We start from the raw sequence: 13129 nt of genomic DNA on the forward strand, positions 1-13129 counted from the left end.
GCCGACTCAGGCTGGCGTTGGCCCTTCGGGGGCCGGCGTGTCGTCTTCGGAACGGAATCCCGACACGAGGTCGAGTGACTCGTCCGTGCTTCCGAGCAAGAACAGCGAGTAGTACCGGAAGAACGTCACCACGGGCATCTGGACGAACGCGCTCACGACGATTGCAGTGAGGACGAACAGGACACCGAGTGCGCCGAGGAGAACCAGTCCGACCGGTGAGAACACGCTGAGTTGTGCGCCCGCGAGTGCGAGCACGATTGCGCCCCCAACGATTGCGAACGGGATGGCGACCACGAGCAAGACGAGTGCGGCAGCGACGCCGATGGCGATGCCTGCGAGGATACCGAGGACGAATCGGAGGACGATGTAGAGGCCGAACTCGGAGAACTCGGCGCGGAACACGGGGACGACACGCCGCCACGAATCGATGACCTGCCGGTCTTCGGCAATCATCGTCGGGACGACGAAGTCGGTGGTCAACTGGAGGGCGATGGCGAGGACCAAGAACACCAAGATTGCGAGGAACACGAGCGGTATCGCGAGGAGGAACACCGTCCCATCGAGGTTGATGCCGCCGAGGACGACTGCTGCGAGGGGAAGACCCAAGAGCAGGAGGACGGCGATGACTAACCCGATTTGGAAGACGAACAGACGAAGGCCGAGTCCGAGGCGTTCACGGAAGGGTTTGCGGATACGCACGTCTTTCGAGGTGACGGCGTCGACGAAGACGAACTGCATCACGGACGCGATAATCGACCAGATGAGGCCGATTACGAGCGCGATGAATGCGAGGGCGACGATGAGAGCGAAGACTCTCCCGGGGGTGACGAACCCCGGCAGTGAGTCGATTGGAACGTTTCCGGGGAATCCGCCGTCTGCGGGGACGGTAAACCCGGAGTTCCCCGCGTTGCCGGCGGAGCCACCACTGCCGAGCCCACCAACGAAGAGGGCGATGAGTGCGAGGCGTGCCCACCGACCCAGATCGAATGGGAGGAGGAGCGACCCCGTGGCGTCACGGGCGTCGTCGAGGGCGTCGATTGCTTTCCAACTCATAGGTGGAACTGCGTCGTCTCAGGGCATAAAGGTGTTCAGAAAACAAGGTGTTCGCGGAGAAACTGCTGTGACAGAGACTGTCGCCCGACCTGTGGCTCGGTTATCTGAAGTGCCCTGTCAGGCCGGTCACTCGGTGACAGCCGCGAGCACGTCGAGATAGCCGGACCCGTAGTACTCCTTATCGTATCCTTCGGGCACGCTGGCGGTGCGTTTCAACCGCGACTTGACGTCGTCGGCCGAGAGGTCAGGGTCGACAGACCGAACGAGTGCGACGGCGGCAGCGACCTGTGGGGCTGCCATCGACGTTCCTGCTTTCCACCCGTAGCCAGCTTCTGCCTTGACGTAGTCTCCCCGCTTGTTGAACTGCGGCACCGACACGGTGTTGTACACCAGGTCGTAGTACCACGAGTCTGGGTAGGCTTCGATAGCCGAGAGAACTGCATCACCACCCGGTGCGGCGATATCGATGGCGTTGGTCCCGTAGTTCGTATAGAACGCCGGGCTCTCCGCGCCCTGTGCAGCGTCGCCGGCATCGAAGGCGTACCCTTTCGGTCCCGTCGCGGCGACACTGAACGCCTGCGCACCTTCGTTCGGAAGGCTGATGAAGTTCTTGTCGTGCTGGAGGTCCGCCGAGTCGTTGCCAGCGGAGATTGCGAGGACCGTCCCCTGACTGTTCGCGTACGTCATGACGTTGTTCAGCACCTTTCCGTAGAACTCACGGAGCGTCTCTCGGGGAATCGGATACGCACCGATGCTCAGGTTCGCGGCATCGCTTTCGATGTCAGCGGCGTAGACGACTGCTGCGAGGATGTCCGCGAACGAGGCGTACGGCCCTGTCGAGAAGACGCGACAGTCGACGAGTTCGGTTCCCGGTGCAGACCCAACGACGCCCTCGTCGTTCGCGTCGTTCGCGGCGATGATGCCGGCGACGTGAGTTCCGTGGTCTCCGCCGGCGGGAATTCCTGCTCCGTAACCGTCGCCAGTGAAGTTTCGCGAGAGGTCGACGTTGACCGCGTGTTCGAGATCAGGATGGCCTGCGGCGACACCCGAGTCGATGACGGCCACGCGCGTCCCTTCTCCACGCGTGACGCTGTGAACGTCGGGGATGTCGAGACTCTGTTTGTCCCACTGAATCTCGTATCCCGGTTCGTCACGGGTCTCTTGCGGTGCAGCGTCGTTGACATCGGGTTCTTCGAGGTGGACCTGAATGTCCGGTGCGTACGAGGAGGTGACCGAAGACACGTCGGCCTCGCTCCCCTCGACGACGGCGGTATCGGCCGCCGTGAGGTCGTAGACGACGTCGAGTCCCGCACGTCGCAGACTCGCCACGTCGGCTGTCTCGACGACGAACCGACCGGATTGTTCGGCCGCGACGACGGTCGAACCCGCGAATATCCCACCCAGGAGGGCACCACTCGTCTTCAGGAAGGCACGTCTGTGTTGGTGACGCATAGCACGATGTGTGAATGGTTTGAACATAGTTGTTGTGGCACATTTGTACTGTGAATTTAATTACTGGCCCCCGCACTCCCGACGGGCAACCATCACGTTCAGGGGGTTTCAGTTCAAACGAGGGAACGTATGGTCGGTGTCGAGACTGCGGTTCGACTCGTCGGTGGCCTCGTGTTGTTGTTCGCAAACGGATTTTTCGTCGTCTCAGAGTTCGCCATGACGCGTGTCCCGCAGTTCGACCAATCGATGTTCGAGGGGTCACGCGGACTCGAACGCGCATGGGAGATGACGGAACGACTCGAAATCTATCTCTCCGGCTGTCAGGTAGGAATCACGATATCGAGCGTCGGTCTGGGTGTCGTTGCCGAACCCGCGGTTGCCGCCGTCTTCAACGCGCTCCTCGGCGGCGAAGCGGGAGCACACACCTCGCTGTCGGTTCTCCTCTCGCTCGCCGTCATCAACCTCGCACACGTCGTCATCGGCGAACAGGTGCCGACGTATCTCGGTGTCGAGCGCTCACGGTTCGTCGCGAAGTACACCGCACCCGTGCTGTACGCGTGGACGAAACTGATGTATCCCGTCATCGTCACCGCAGACTGGCTCGCAAAACGCTTGCTGTCGCTCTTCGGTGTCGAGATTACGCGTTCGTGGCAAGAAGCAGAACTCGACGACGGCGAAGCCGAGACGGAGTCCAGTGGCCGTCTCAGTCGTGGTGAGATTCGCAGTCAGATGGGTGATATCCTCGCACGTGGGTCGCTTCCCGAAGACCGACGTGAAGAGGTACTCAACGCGCTCCGAATCGGCGAGTTGCCCGTTCGAAACGTGATGGTGCCGAAATCCGATATCGTCGCGCTCAAGATGGTGGATACGACCGACGAGAACCTCGACCGAATTCAGACGAACCCGCAACACTCGCGGTTCCCACTCGTCGGCGAGTCGCTCCACGACGTTCGCGGAGTCGTCTACGCGCCGACGGTTCTCGCGAACATCGACCGTCTCCAATCGGGTGACCGGACGCTCGAAGATATCTCGGTTTCACCGCTCTCGGTCTCGGCGGACCTCCCCGTCAGCGACCTCATCGACCGCTTGCAGGCGGAGAATCAGGAACTGGCGATGGTCCGCGACCCCGAGACTGACGATGTCGTCGGGCTCGTGACGGCGTCCGACGCCTTCGAGTCGATTACCGGACAGTTGTACGACCCGCTCGACCTCGGCGCGTGAGGCGGCGGCGACCGAGTCGCGTCTCGGACCGCCCACGCTTTTCTTTCGGCCTGCGTACCGTCACGCATGACTCCCTTCGAACGTCGCACCCGTGCCTGTCAGGAACGGATGGCCGAAACCGGTGCAGACGCCGTGGTCCTGTTCCCGAGTCGAAACCTGCGCTATCTCTCTGGGTTCGACGAGGAACCGGGCGAGCGTCATCTCTTCTTGTTCGTCCCTCGTGAGGGTGTACCGGTGTTTCTGGTTCCCGACCTCTACGAGACGCAGGTTCGCGCCGAGTCGTGGGTCGCCGACGTCGAGACGTGGGCCGACGACGACAACCCAGTCGCGGCGGTTCGGACCATCGTCTCGGACCTCTCGCTCGAAAACGGGCGTATTCTCGTCGACGACACGATGTGGGCGCGGTTCACGCAGGACCTCCAGTCAGTCCTCCCGCACGCCGACTTTGGGCTCGCGAGCGACGTCATCTCTCCGCTGCGGGCACAGAAAGACGACGCCGAACTCGACGCGCTCAGACGGGCGGGGAAAATCGCAGACCGAGTCGTCGACCGCCTACGCGACATGGGCGAGCAGTGTCTCGACATGACCGAAGCCGAACTCGCCGCCGAAATCGAGCGGCTCCTGGCCGACGAAGGTGGTGAAGGGGTCGCCTTCGGCCCAATCGTCGGCTCCGGCCCGAACGGGGCGATGCCGCACCACACCTACGGCGACCGAATCATCGAATCGGGCGACCCTGTCGTCGTCGACTTCGGAACCTACGTCGACCACTATCCGAGTGACCAGACGCGGACACTCGTCTTCGGTGGCGACCCGCCGGCCGAGTTCGAGACGGTTCACGACGTGGTTCAGGCGGCCCGGACCGCTGCGTTCGAGATGGTCGAACCGGGCGTCACCGCCGGTGCAATCGACCGTGCCGCGCGCGAGGTCATCGAAGACGCCGGCTATGGAGACCAGTTCATCCACCGAACCGGCCACGGCGTCGGACTCGACGTTCACGAAGAACCGTACATCGTCGCCGGGAGCGACCGCGAACTCGATGTTGGAAACGTCTTCAGCATCGAACCCGGTGTCTACCTCCCCGGCGAGTTCGGTGTGCGAGTCGAGGACCTCGTCGTCGTCACCGAAGACGGGGCCGAACTCCTGAACGACACCGACCGTGGGTGGAAATGTTAACTAATTGACTCTCCAATGGTCAGTATGGTCTCCCGCGAGAATCTCGTCACGCTCGGATTCGTCGTCGCGGCCCTCCCTGTCGCCTACGCCGTTCAGGAGACGACTGGTCGATTCCTGTTCTCTTTCGTGGCTATCAACGTCGTCGGCATCGTCATCCCGACAGCAATCAACGAGTATCTGAACGGCCGACAAAGCGACTCCTGAGTATCGTGTCGAGAAAAACGGAGAAAACGTGGGTTCGTCCGTCCGCAAAGACGGGTTAGTCGTCGTCTTCGTCAGCGTCGCTCGCGGGCGTGATGTTGCCGATGATAGCGTCGACGTCGGCGTGTTCGTACAGCAAGTCGCGCATACGGTTGACGGTCCGCTCGTCGCGGGTGCGACCCGTACTGACGATATCCTCTGCGCGGTCGGTGACAGAGAGCGTGTCGCCGTTGACCAACAGGACGGGGACACCTTTCTGTTCGGCCTTGCCGATGACGGCACCGACTGGGCGGTGGCCACCGGTGAGGATGAGACACTTGATTCCGGGCGCTTCGAGTGCCGCACGCTGGATGTTCGCGCGGTCACCGCCAGTGATGACGGCAGCGTTCTTGGTGCGGCGGAAGTAGCGAAGTGCCGCGTCGCCGCCCATCGCACCGACGAGGAATCGTTCGACGAAGGCGTCGGTGGGGGCGTCGGTTGCGAGTTCTGCGCCGAGTTCGTCGGCCAATTCCTGCACCGAGACGCCGGCGAGGTCCTTTTCGTTCGGGACGACACCGAGGACGGGCACGCCGCGTCCTTCGAGGAACGGGGCGACTTCGACGACGAGTTCGTCGTAGGAGGCGTCGCTCACGCGGTTGAAGACGACGCCGGCGAGGCGGTCGCTCCCGATATCTTCGACGGCGGCGACGACGTCGTCGAGGTCACTCGGATGCTGGTAGTCTGCGACGAGGATGACCTGCGCGTCGAGGAGGTTCGCGATGTCGCCGTCCGTGAGGTCCACGATGCCACCGGTGCGGTACGACCCGCCGCCTTCGATGAACATCAGGTCCTTGTCGGCCGAGATGTCGTCGAAGTGGTGGGCGATGACTTCGGAGAGTTCTTCGGTGTTCTCCTTCCCGCGGATGGCCCCCTGGATGAAGGTGGGCGAGTAGACGACGGGTTCGAGTTGGTGCATCTCGGCGTCGATGCCGAGGAGTTCACGAGCGAGCATCGGGTCCTCATCGAGCGTCTTGCCGACACTGGACTGCAGGCGCGTCCCTTTCGGCTTCATGTAGCCCACGTCCAGCCCACGTTCTTTGGCGAGGAGGCCAAGCGCGAGCGTGATGGCGGTCTTCCCGGTGCTTTCTCCGGTCGAGGTGACGAGTACCGTATTCATTGTTGAATGTTTGGTTTGTGAAGTGTTTAAAGTTCGTCCGGGTCGACGGTCAGGCGAACGTCGACGGCCTTGACGCCGTCGGGCAGTGCAACGAGCGGATTGATGTCGAGTTCGAGGATGGCCGGGAAGTCCGTCACGAGTTGCGACAGTCGCTGGATGGTCTCCGCGATGCTCGTCGTGTCCACGGGGTCGTTCCCGCGAGCACCGCGGAGCATCGGTGCGGCGTCGATTTCCTTGGTCATCTCTTCGGCCTCAGACTGGGAGACTGGTGCGACGCGGAACGTCGTGTCTTCGAGAATCTCGACGAAGATGCCGCCGAGACCGAACATCATGAGCGGACCGAACTGCGGGTCGCGGTTCATCCCGACGATGGTCTCGACGCCGTCGTCGAGATTGACCATCTCCTGGACCTGGACGCCGAGGATGTTGGCGTCGGGCTGGTAGTTCTTCGCGCGGGTGATGAGGTCCTCGTAGGCGTCGTAGACGTCTTCGTTCTCGACGCCGACTTTGACGCCGCCGATGTCGGACTTGTGGAGGATGTCCGGACTGACGATCTTCATGACGACGTTGCCGTCGATTTCTTCCGCGACACTGAGCGCGTCGGAAGGGTCGTCGACGATGTCGCCTTTCGGCGTCTCGATGCCGTAGGCGTCGAGCAGTTCCATCGCTTCGACGCCGAGGCGGGTCTCGTCTCGCGCTTTGACGGATTCGAGAATCTCACGAGCACGCTCGCGGTCCACGTCGAACTCGGTCGGAGCGTCGTATTCGCGCTGGCGAATGTCGGCGTACTTCGCGAGGGCTTCGAGGCCGTCGACTGCGCGCGAGGGGTCGAAGTAGTTCGGGATGCCCGCGTCTTTCATCAGGTCGGATGCGGCGTCGACTCGCTCGCCACCCATGAAACAGGCGGCGATTGGTTTGTCGTGTTTCTGCTGGAGTTCGACGGTGTCTCGCGCGAGTTGGTTGTAGTCGAGGACGGCCGTCGGTGCCGTGAGGACGATTGCACTGCCGACGTTCGGGTCGGCGAGTGCCACGTCGAGGGCTGTCTTGAAGCGCTCGTTGTCGGCGTCGCCGACGATGTCTACCGGGTTGTAGATGTTGCCTTCCGGGGGAAGCGTCTCGGAGAACTTCGACAGCGTGTCGTCGGTGAAACTCGCCATCTCGAGGTCGGATTCACCGATGGCGTCGGTGGTCATCACACCGGGGCCACCGGCGTTCGTGATGACGGCAGTGTCTTTGTTCTCGGGCAGCGGTTGGTCGCCCAGCACGCGAGCGGTGTCGAAGAGGTGCTGGACGGACCCGGCGCGGATGACGCCGGCCTGTTCGAGCCCTGCTTCGTAGGCGGCGTCTGACCCGGCAATCGTCCCGGTGTGTGAAGATGCGGCCTGTGCACCGGCGTCGGTCTTGCCGGACTTCACGAGGACGATCGGCGTGTTCTTGGTCACCTCGCGGGCGGAGTCGATGAACTCGCGGCCCGCGCTGATTCCTTCGAGATAGCCGATGATGACCTCGGTGTCCGGGTCGTCGTCCCACGCCTCGATGAAGTCGGCTTCGTCGAGGACCGCCTTGTTACCGAGCGAGACGATGTCCTTGAAGCCGATGTCTTCGTCGTTGGCCCAGTCGATGACGGCCGTGATGAACGCACCCGACTGGCTCATGAAGGACATGTTGCCGTCGAGCGCCATGTCGGGGCCGAACGTCGCGTTCATGCCGACGTCGGTGTTCATGATGCCCAGACTGTTCGGGCCGACGACGTTCATGTCGTACTCGGCTGCGATTTCTCGGAGTTCTTGCTCGCGGGCGGCACCTTCGCTGCCCGTCTCGCCGAACCCCGCCGTGATGACGACCACGTTCTCGATGCCTGCCTCTCCGGCGGACTTCATCGCGGGAAGAACCACCTTCGGAGGGACGACGATGACTGCGAGGTCGGCGTCTGTCTCGCCGACGTCACCGTAGCACTGCAGGCCGAACAGTTCCTCGTACTTGGGGTTGACCGGGACGACCTCGCCGTCGAACTCCGCAATGAGGTTGTCCATGATGGCCCGGCCGATGGCCCCGTCGCGTTCGGTCGCGCCGACCACAGCGATTCGGTTCGGCGCGAACAGCTCAGATAACTCTCCCATCATCTGAGGATACCAAGAGACGACTGATAAATTCGGGGGTGTGGCCCGTCTCACGGCCTTTGGTGTCACGCTACAGTCGTGCAATTAATGAGGATAAATCGGTATATTCCTGGTTACAACGTGACGAAAGAATACACCATAGAACGGCCGATGAGTGACTGTTCTTCTCCCCAAAACACCTAATGATTTACCCTGTATTATCTGGGTAATGTCGCCCTCCCAAGAAAAGACGCCACTTCACCAGACGACAGGCGCACGAGTCGCTGTCGCGGTCGTTCTGGTCGCGAGTCTCGCGTACGCACTGCTCATCGCCCAACAGATACTCCTGTGGGTCATCCTTGTTGGTGCAGTCGTCGTCCTCTGGTACACCGCTCGACTCGTCGTCGCCATGGAACGGATTGCGTCCAATCTCGAACGACTCGCAGATAAGGAGACAGAGACGCCTCGCTCCGCAGACGGGTAGCCTTCGACGGCAGAACCCGCCATCGGTGAGGGAGAGATTAAACCAGCATCGTCGGTCCGGCATCAAGGACTGTCTTACTCGTCTGTGATTCCCACTCTGTTGGCGGTGAACGAAACGCGCAGAAGTCGAACTCCATCGAGTTCGGATTGTCGACAATAACGGAGGGTTCCGTTTACCAGATGGTTTTATTCTCTCTTCGGACCATCTTAACTAACTATCGTGAAACCTATGTTAAGTATGCTATGTATCAGTTACAGATTACACTCACAGATTCGCTCACACAGCTGGTGAACGAAGTCATCGCGTTCCTTCCGAACCTCGTCGGTGCGATTCTCATCCTGGTCATCGGGTGGCTCGCCGGCCGGTTCCTCGGCCGAATCGTCGCTCGACTCGCAGACCGGGTCGAACTCGACAAAGCAGTACTGACGACGCCGATTGGAAACCTGCTCGGTGGGACGGAAGCGGCAGTCTCCGGGGCGTTCGGGACGCTCACGAGATGGTTCGTCTACGCAGTCACCATCGTCGCCGCCGCCGACGTCCTCTCGGTCCCACTGTTCTCCGAATGGGTGTCGACGGCCGTCTCGTACGCTCCAGCGTTCGTTGCCGGTCTGCTCGTCATCGTCCTCGGGTTCATCGTCGCCGACTTCATCGGTGACGCCATCAAGGGCACTCGTGCTGCGACCGAGACGTCGTACACGAACCTCTTCGCCGTCGGGACTCGTGTCTTCCTGTACTTCACCGCAGTGGTCATCGGTCTGAGCACGATGGGTATCGACGTGGCTATCCTCTTTACCATCGCACAGGCGTTCGCGTGGGGGCTGGCAGCGGCCATCGCAATCGGTGTCGGTGGCGCAGTCGCCTTCGGTGCTCGCGACTACGTCTCTGCCAACGTCGAGCGGTGGATGGGCTCGGCCCGGTCCGTCGCAGCGTCTCCAGTCACCCCGATGGGTGGAGATACCGACATGTCTGAGGGAACCTCACCAGCAGACGACTGACCACCTCGGTCACGTTCTTCGTCTGTACAACCGTCCACTCTCGCGGACCCACGACAATCGAGACACAGGTGGGGATGAATCCACCAGTTCTCCCACCGAACCCGTCTTTATACCAGATTGAATAGATTATGCGTTCAGTGTGTTTTTAGGGCAGCTGAAACCGGAGCTAGCCGAATTATCGACTCTCGGGATTTAGGTCCACCAAATTTTATCTAATATATGATAATATTTATTGGCTTCCAACGATTACACATCGTATGGAGCAACTGGGCGCCCTCGTCTTCGTCTTTATCGCAGGGCTCATCACGGCAATCGCCACCGGAATCGGTGCGCTGCCGTTCTTCTTCGTCTCTGAGGTCAGCGACCGCTGGAACGTAGCACTCTGGGGTATCGCATCCGGGATTATGGTCTCTGCGTCGGTGTTCGGCCTCATCTTCGAAGGACTCGCGAACGGGACGCCACTGCAACTCGGTATCGGGATGCTCGCCGGTGTCGCCCTCGTCCTCGTCGCACACTACGTCATCGAAGGGACCGACGTCAACCCCAAGAAGTACGAGAAGGCCGATTTCAAGAAACTCCTGTTGATTCTCGGCATCCTCACCGTCCACAGTTTCCCTGAAGGCGTCGCCGTCGGCGTCTCGTTCGCCGACCTCGGGTTGGCAGGTGGCGTTTCTCTGTTCGGGTTCGTCGTTCCACTGCTCGCGGTGTTCATGACCATCGCAATCTCGATTCACAACATCCCAGAGGGGCTCGCAATCTCGATTCCACTTCGGGCGATGGACGTTCCCAACTGGAAACTCGTCTGGTGGGCCATCTTCTCCAGTCTCCCCCAACCAATCGGCGCAGTCATCGCGTTCTACTTCGTCCGCATCGCCCGCGAGTTCCTCCCGTTCGGGTTCGGATTCGCAGCGGGCGCGATGGTGTTTCTCGTCCTCACGGAGTTCATCCCCGAAGCGCTGGAACTCGGTGAACGGCTCCCGCGTGGTGGAAAATTAGAACTGCTCGCCGGCCTGTCGGTCGGATTCGCAATCATGGTCCCGCTGGCGTTCATCTAACGCGAGGGGCTGGTTTTTGGTCGCCCACCGTCGTCGATTCGTGTCGGGCTTCGGTCGAACTACTCAGGAACTGTCAGATGTGGCGTGACACAGAAGAGGGTGTATGTGTCACTTCACACAAATCGTGGAATTATCTCGAAACACGCTAGTACCGGCAGAAGTGTGCTTGATTCGCACCTGTTCGGGCAGGGAACTGTGGTTGATTGGGACGAGAACAAGCAATTCCTCTTGTTGTGTCTCCACCCACTCCTTCATAGAGTTCGAGTTCCAGCAACAGGGCGTCCACGCTCCCGATTCGAGGTGGTTCCACACGTCCACATCACCGTAATAATGGCCGTCACTGCATCGATAAACTGTCCCCCCGCCTTCCGATTTAGTCATATATTCTCTCCCTCTGCATCCATCTGTGGCTGGCCGAAGTGCTGGTGTGTATGTAGCAATTGTCTCTCATTTTAATCAACCAATCTGCACTGAATCAGCCGAGTTGTACGACTGTGTACTGTTCGTCGTCTTCGTTTTCCCGAAGGAACGATTTCGTGCTGAGCGAGAATGGAGAGCGATTGATCGACATTATCGTTCCATTGGTGCGTCAAGTGAGTCGGCACCGAGAATCGTAGACAGAGTTGGCTGCATCTGGTCGAGTAGCTCAGTTGGTTCTACGAACTGTCGCTCTGGGTCATAGGTTATGAGCCCTCCCGAGGCCAACTTTGGGAGGTGTACGTGATGGAGCGAGAGGCGAACCTTTGTCATCGCGTCCTCAGACGCCTCTGTACTGGTCGTCTGATGATTGTACGTGAGGACGGTCTTTGTGAGGTCGTTCAACGTAAACGACCGGTGCTCTTCTGTGAGCACCGCAAGCACGATTCGACGACGCTGGTTTTGACACAGGCTGAGTACCGAGCTGAAGCCAATCGGTTCCTCAGTCACCATGCGTAGTGGTGGACCCTGTCAGGTATCAGGCGCACTTTTTAGTATACAACCTGTTTAAGTATCAGTCTGGTCGGACTGTGATGGTCGAGAGCGTCCTCCCGAGGACGTGCTTGATTCCGCGTCGGAGGCGGGAGGCGACTGCCTGCTGTGAGATACCGAGTTCCTCGCCGAGTTCTGCCATCGTGATCTTCCGCGGAGACTCGAAGTAGCCACGCTCGTAGGTGAGTATCAACGCCTCTTGCTGGGTGTCAGTGAGAGTGTCTTCTGTTGCCGTCTCAACCCGTGTGAGCGCGTTCAACGCCGTCAACGTGACAGGGATGTCCAGTTCTCGACAGCGTCGTTGAAAGTCTGCGATGTCGCTTTGTTGGTCGCCGCGTATCTCGAACGTCCACTGCTGGTTTGTGCCGATGGCCTCGATGAGCGGCACCTCTGTCTCCGCCAATATAGTGAGCACGTCGGCGTACTCCAGCGACCACTCGACGCGTAACAGGTACTCGTCTTCAACAGAGTCAACGAGACGAATATCCTTCACGCCCGGGTGCTCGGTGAACGCGCCCTCGATGTCGTTGACTTCGGTTCCCCGTACCCAGAAGTAGGGAATCACCACGTCCCGCGCGGGGACAATTCGCTCCAGTTCGACCGTCACGTTCGGCAGTTGGTTGAACACAGTCCCCAAGGGAAATTGGTCTGACGGAACTGTGAACGTTGCCTCGGTAGCCATCGTATGTACCGTTGACGTCCACCTGTAAAGGTTTGCCACTGGTCAACTACCATTCTCGTCGTGCCACCGGCCCGGACGCAGTATCTCTCGGCCCGAGAATTCAAACAACGTCCGTTCTACCGGGGTCGCCTATCTATTCACGACGACTGTCCCACCGCTGAGTGACAGTCGCTCTTGGGTAAAATAGCTAAACGCGATTGAGCGCGACGTTCGCTTAGTGCGAGTGGCCGAGCGCGTCCGACAGTGCGATTCCGAAGCGGTCTTCGAACAGTTCTTCCATCTTCTCGTTGATTTCGGCGATGTCGGACGGCGCGTCACCTTCGCTGTGGTGTGCGACGACGTGTGCCTGCTGTGCGAACGCCTGAACGACGATGTCTGCGACGACGTCTGTCGGTTCTTCGCCCTGTTCTGCGAAGATGTCGACGAGACCTGCTGGGAGTTCGAGTTCTTCGGAGTCACCGTTCGGTCCTTCGATGGTGTACGTCTCAGTTTCGACCATGTCCACACGTGGGAACGGGCGCGGGTTAAGGCTTGAGTTTACGGGCACCGAGTACGCCTTTCCGGTCGAAGAACGGGCGGTCAGTCCGAA

Annotated in this window: 12 protein-coding genes; 6 read left to right on the forward strand and 6 right to left on the reverse strand. The window is 60.4% G+C overall.

Annotated features, from left to right (window positions below; genetic code table 11):
• Positions 1 to 6 precede the first annotated feature (6 nt).
• Together ACK3SC_RS05875 and ACK3SC_RS05880 are read right to left on the reverse strand one after the other, a co-directional pair.
• Positions 7 to 1053, reverse strand: coding sequence for a hypothetical protein (locus tag ACK3SC_RS05875; RefSeq protein WP_416839181.1), 1047 nt, complete (start codon positions 1051 to 1053; stop codon positions 7 to 9).
• A gap of 126 nt (positions 1054 to 1179) precedes the next feature.
• Positions 1180 to 2505 carry a S8 family peptidase gene (locus ACK3SC_RS05880; protein ID WP_416839182.1) on the reverse strand — a complete coding sequence of 442 codons (1326 nt, stop codon included), beginning with the start codon at positions 2503 to 2505 and terminating at the stop codon, positions 1180 to 1182.
• Positions 2506 to 2634: 129 nt separating this feature from the next.
• Between ACK3SC_RS05880 and ACK3SC_RS05885 the strand changes: the two genes are divergently transcribed.
• The 3 genes from ACK3SC_RS05885 (at position 2635) to ACK3SC_RS05895 (ending at position 5103) form a co-directional block, all read left to right on the forward strand.
• Positions 2635 to 3726, forward strand: a complete 1092-nt coding sequence (locus tag ACK3SC_RS05885; protein WP_416839183.1) for a CNNM domain-containing protein — start codon at positions 2635 to 2637, stop codon at positions 3724 to 3726.
• 66 nt (positions 3727 to 3792) lie between these two features.
• On the forward strand, positions 3793 to 4899 hold the full coding sequence (locus ACK3SC_RS05890) for a M24 family metallopeptidase (protein WP_416839184.1): 1107 nt from the start codon (positions 3793 to 3795) through the stop codon (positions 4897 to 4899).
• Positions 4900 to 4923: 24 nt separating this feature from the next.
• On the forward strand, positions 4924 to 5103 hold the full coding sequence (locus ACK3SC_RS05895; RefSeq protein WP_416839185.1) for a hypothetical protein: 180 nt from the start codon (positions 4924 to 4926) through the stop codon (positions 5101 to 5103).
• A gap of 55 nt (positions 5104 to 5158) precedes the next feature.
• Here the strand turns inward: ACK3SC_RS05895 and ACK3SC_RS05900 are convergent, their stop codons facing one another.
• Both ACK3SC_RS05900 and ACK3SC_RS05905 read right to left on the reverse strand, forming a co-directional pair.
• On the reverse strand, positions 5159 to 6256 hold the full coding sequence (locus tag ACK3SC_RS05900; RefSeq protein WP_416839186.1) for a phosphotransacetylase family protein: 1098 nt from the start codon (positions 6254 to 6256) through the stop codon (positions 5159 to 5161).
• A 26-nt stretch (positions 6257 to 6282) separates the two neighbouring features.
• Positions 6283 to 8376: an acetate--CoA ligase family protein gene (locus ACK3SC_RS05905; protein WP_416839948.1), complete on the reverse strand. Its 2094-nt coding sequence runs from the start codon at positions 8374 to 8376 to the stop codon at positions 6283 to 6285.
• A 208-nt stretch (positions 8377 to 8584) separates the two neighbouring features.
• Here ACK3SC_RS05905 and ACK3SC_RS05910 point away from each other — a divergent pair, with 208 nt between their 5' ends.
• From ACK3SC_RS05910 to ACK3SC_RS05920, 3 genes are all read left to right on the forward strand, one after another.
• A complete protein-coding gene (locus ACK3SC_RS05910) occupies positions 8585 to 8839 on the forward strand; it encodes a hypothetical protein (RefSeq protein ID WP_416839187.1) in 255 nt (84 codons plus the stop codon).
• Positions 8840 to 9081: 242 nt separating this feature from the next.
• The gene (locus tag ACK3SC_RS05915; protein WP_416839188.1) at positions 9082 to 9834 is read left to right on the forward strand and encodes a mechanosensitive ion channel family protein; all 753 of its coding nucleotides are present in this window, start codon (positions 9082 to 9084) and stop codon (positions 9832 to 9834) included.
• A 257-nt stretch (positions 9835 to 10091) separates the two neighbouring features.
• Positions 10092 to 10889 (forward strand): ZIP family metal transporter, encoded by a 798-nt coding sequence (locus ACK3SC_RS05920; protein ID WP_416839189.1) that lies wholly within the window; start codon positions 10092 to 10094, stop codon positions 10887 to 10889.
• A 991-nt stretch (positions 10890 to 11880) separates the two neighbouring features.
• Here ACK3SC_RS05920 and ACK3SC_RS05925 read toward each other — a convergent pair.
• A complete protein-coding gene (locus tag ACK3SC_RS05925; RefSeq protein WP_416839190.1) occupies positions 11881 to 12540 on the reverse strand; it encodes a helix-turn-helix domain-containing protein in 660 nt (219 codons plus the stop codon).
• A gap of 214 nt (positions 12541 to 12754) precedes the next feature.
• The gene (locus ACK3SC_RS05930) at positions 12755 to 13039 is read right to left on the reverse strand and encodes a hypothetical protein (RefSeq protein WP_416839191.1); all 285 of its coding nucleotides are present in this window, start codon (positions 13037 to 13039) and stop codon (positions 12755 to 12757) included.
• Positions 13040 to 13129: the final 90 nt, after the last annotated feature.

It is taken from the genome of Haloferax sp. DFSO52 (assembly GCF_048158745.1).
In the GTDB taxonomy this organism is placed as follows: domain Archaea; phylum Halobacteriota; class Halobacteria; order Halobacteriales; family Haloferacaceae; genus Haloferax.

Bases quoted from the DNA above. Each gene is read 5' to 3' on its own strand.
- ACK3SC_RS05880 (WP_416839182.1), bottom strand. From the start codon at position 2,505: ATGCGTCACCAACACAGACGTGCCTTCCTGAAGACGAGTGGTGCCCTC.
- ACK3SC_RS05910 (WP_416839187.1), top strand. From the start codon at position 8,585: ATGTCGCCCTCCCAAGAAAAGACGCCACTTCACCAGACGACAGGCGCA.
- ACK3SC_RS05915 (WP_416839188.1), top strand. From the start codon at position 9,082: ATGTATCAGTTACAGATTACACTCACAGATTCGCTCACACAGCTGGTG.
- ACK3SC_RS05875 (WP_416839181.1), bottom strand. From the start codon at position 1,053: ATGAGTTGGAAAGCAATCGACGCCCTCGACGACGCCCGTGACGCCACG.
- ACK3SC_RS05900 (WP_416839186.1), bottom strand. From the start codon at position 6,256: ATGAATACGGTACTCGTCACCTCGACCGGAGAAAGCACCGGGAAGACC.
- ACK3SC_RS05930 (WP_416839191.1), bottom strand. From the start codon at position 13,039: ATGGTCGAAACTGAGACGTACACCATCGAAGGACCGAACGGTGACTCC.
- ACK3SC_RS05925 (WP_416839190.1), bottom strand. From the start codon at position 12,540: ATGGCTACCGAGGCAACGTTCACAGTTCCGTCAGACCAATTTCCCTTG.
- ACK3SC_RS05890 (WP_416839184.1), top strand. From the start codon at position 3,793: ATGACTCCCTTCGAACGTCGCACCCGTGCCTGTCAGGAACGGATGGCC.
- ACK3SC_RS05885 (WP_416839183.1), top strand. From the start codon at position 2,635: ATGGTCGGTGTCGAGACTGCGGTTCGACTCGTCGGTGGCCTCGTGTTG.
- ACK3SC_RS05920 (WP_416839189.1), top strand. From the start codon at position 10,092: ATGGAGCAACTGGGCGCCCTCGTCTTCGTCTTTATCGCAGGGCTCATC.
- ACK3SC_RS05895 (WP_416839185.1), top strand. From the start codon at position 4,924: ATGGTCTCCCGCGAGAATCTCGTCACGCTCGGATTCGTCGTCGCGGCC.
- ACK3SC_RS05905 (WP_416839948.1), bottom strand. From the start codon at position 8,376: ATGGGAGAGTTATCTGAGCTGTTCGCGCCGAACCGAATCGCTGTGGTC.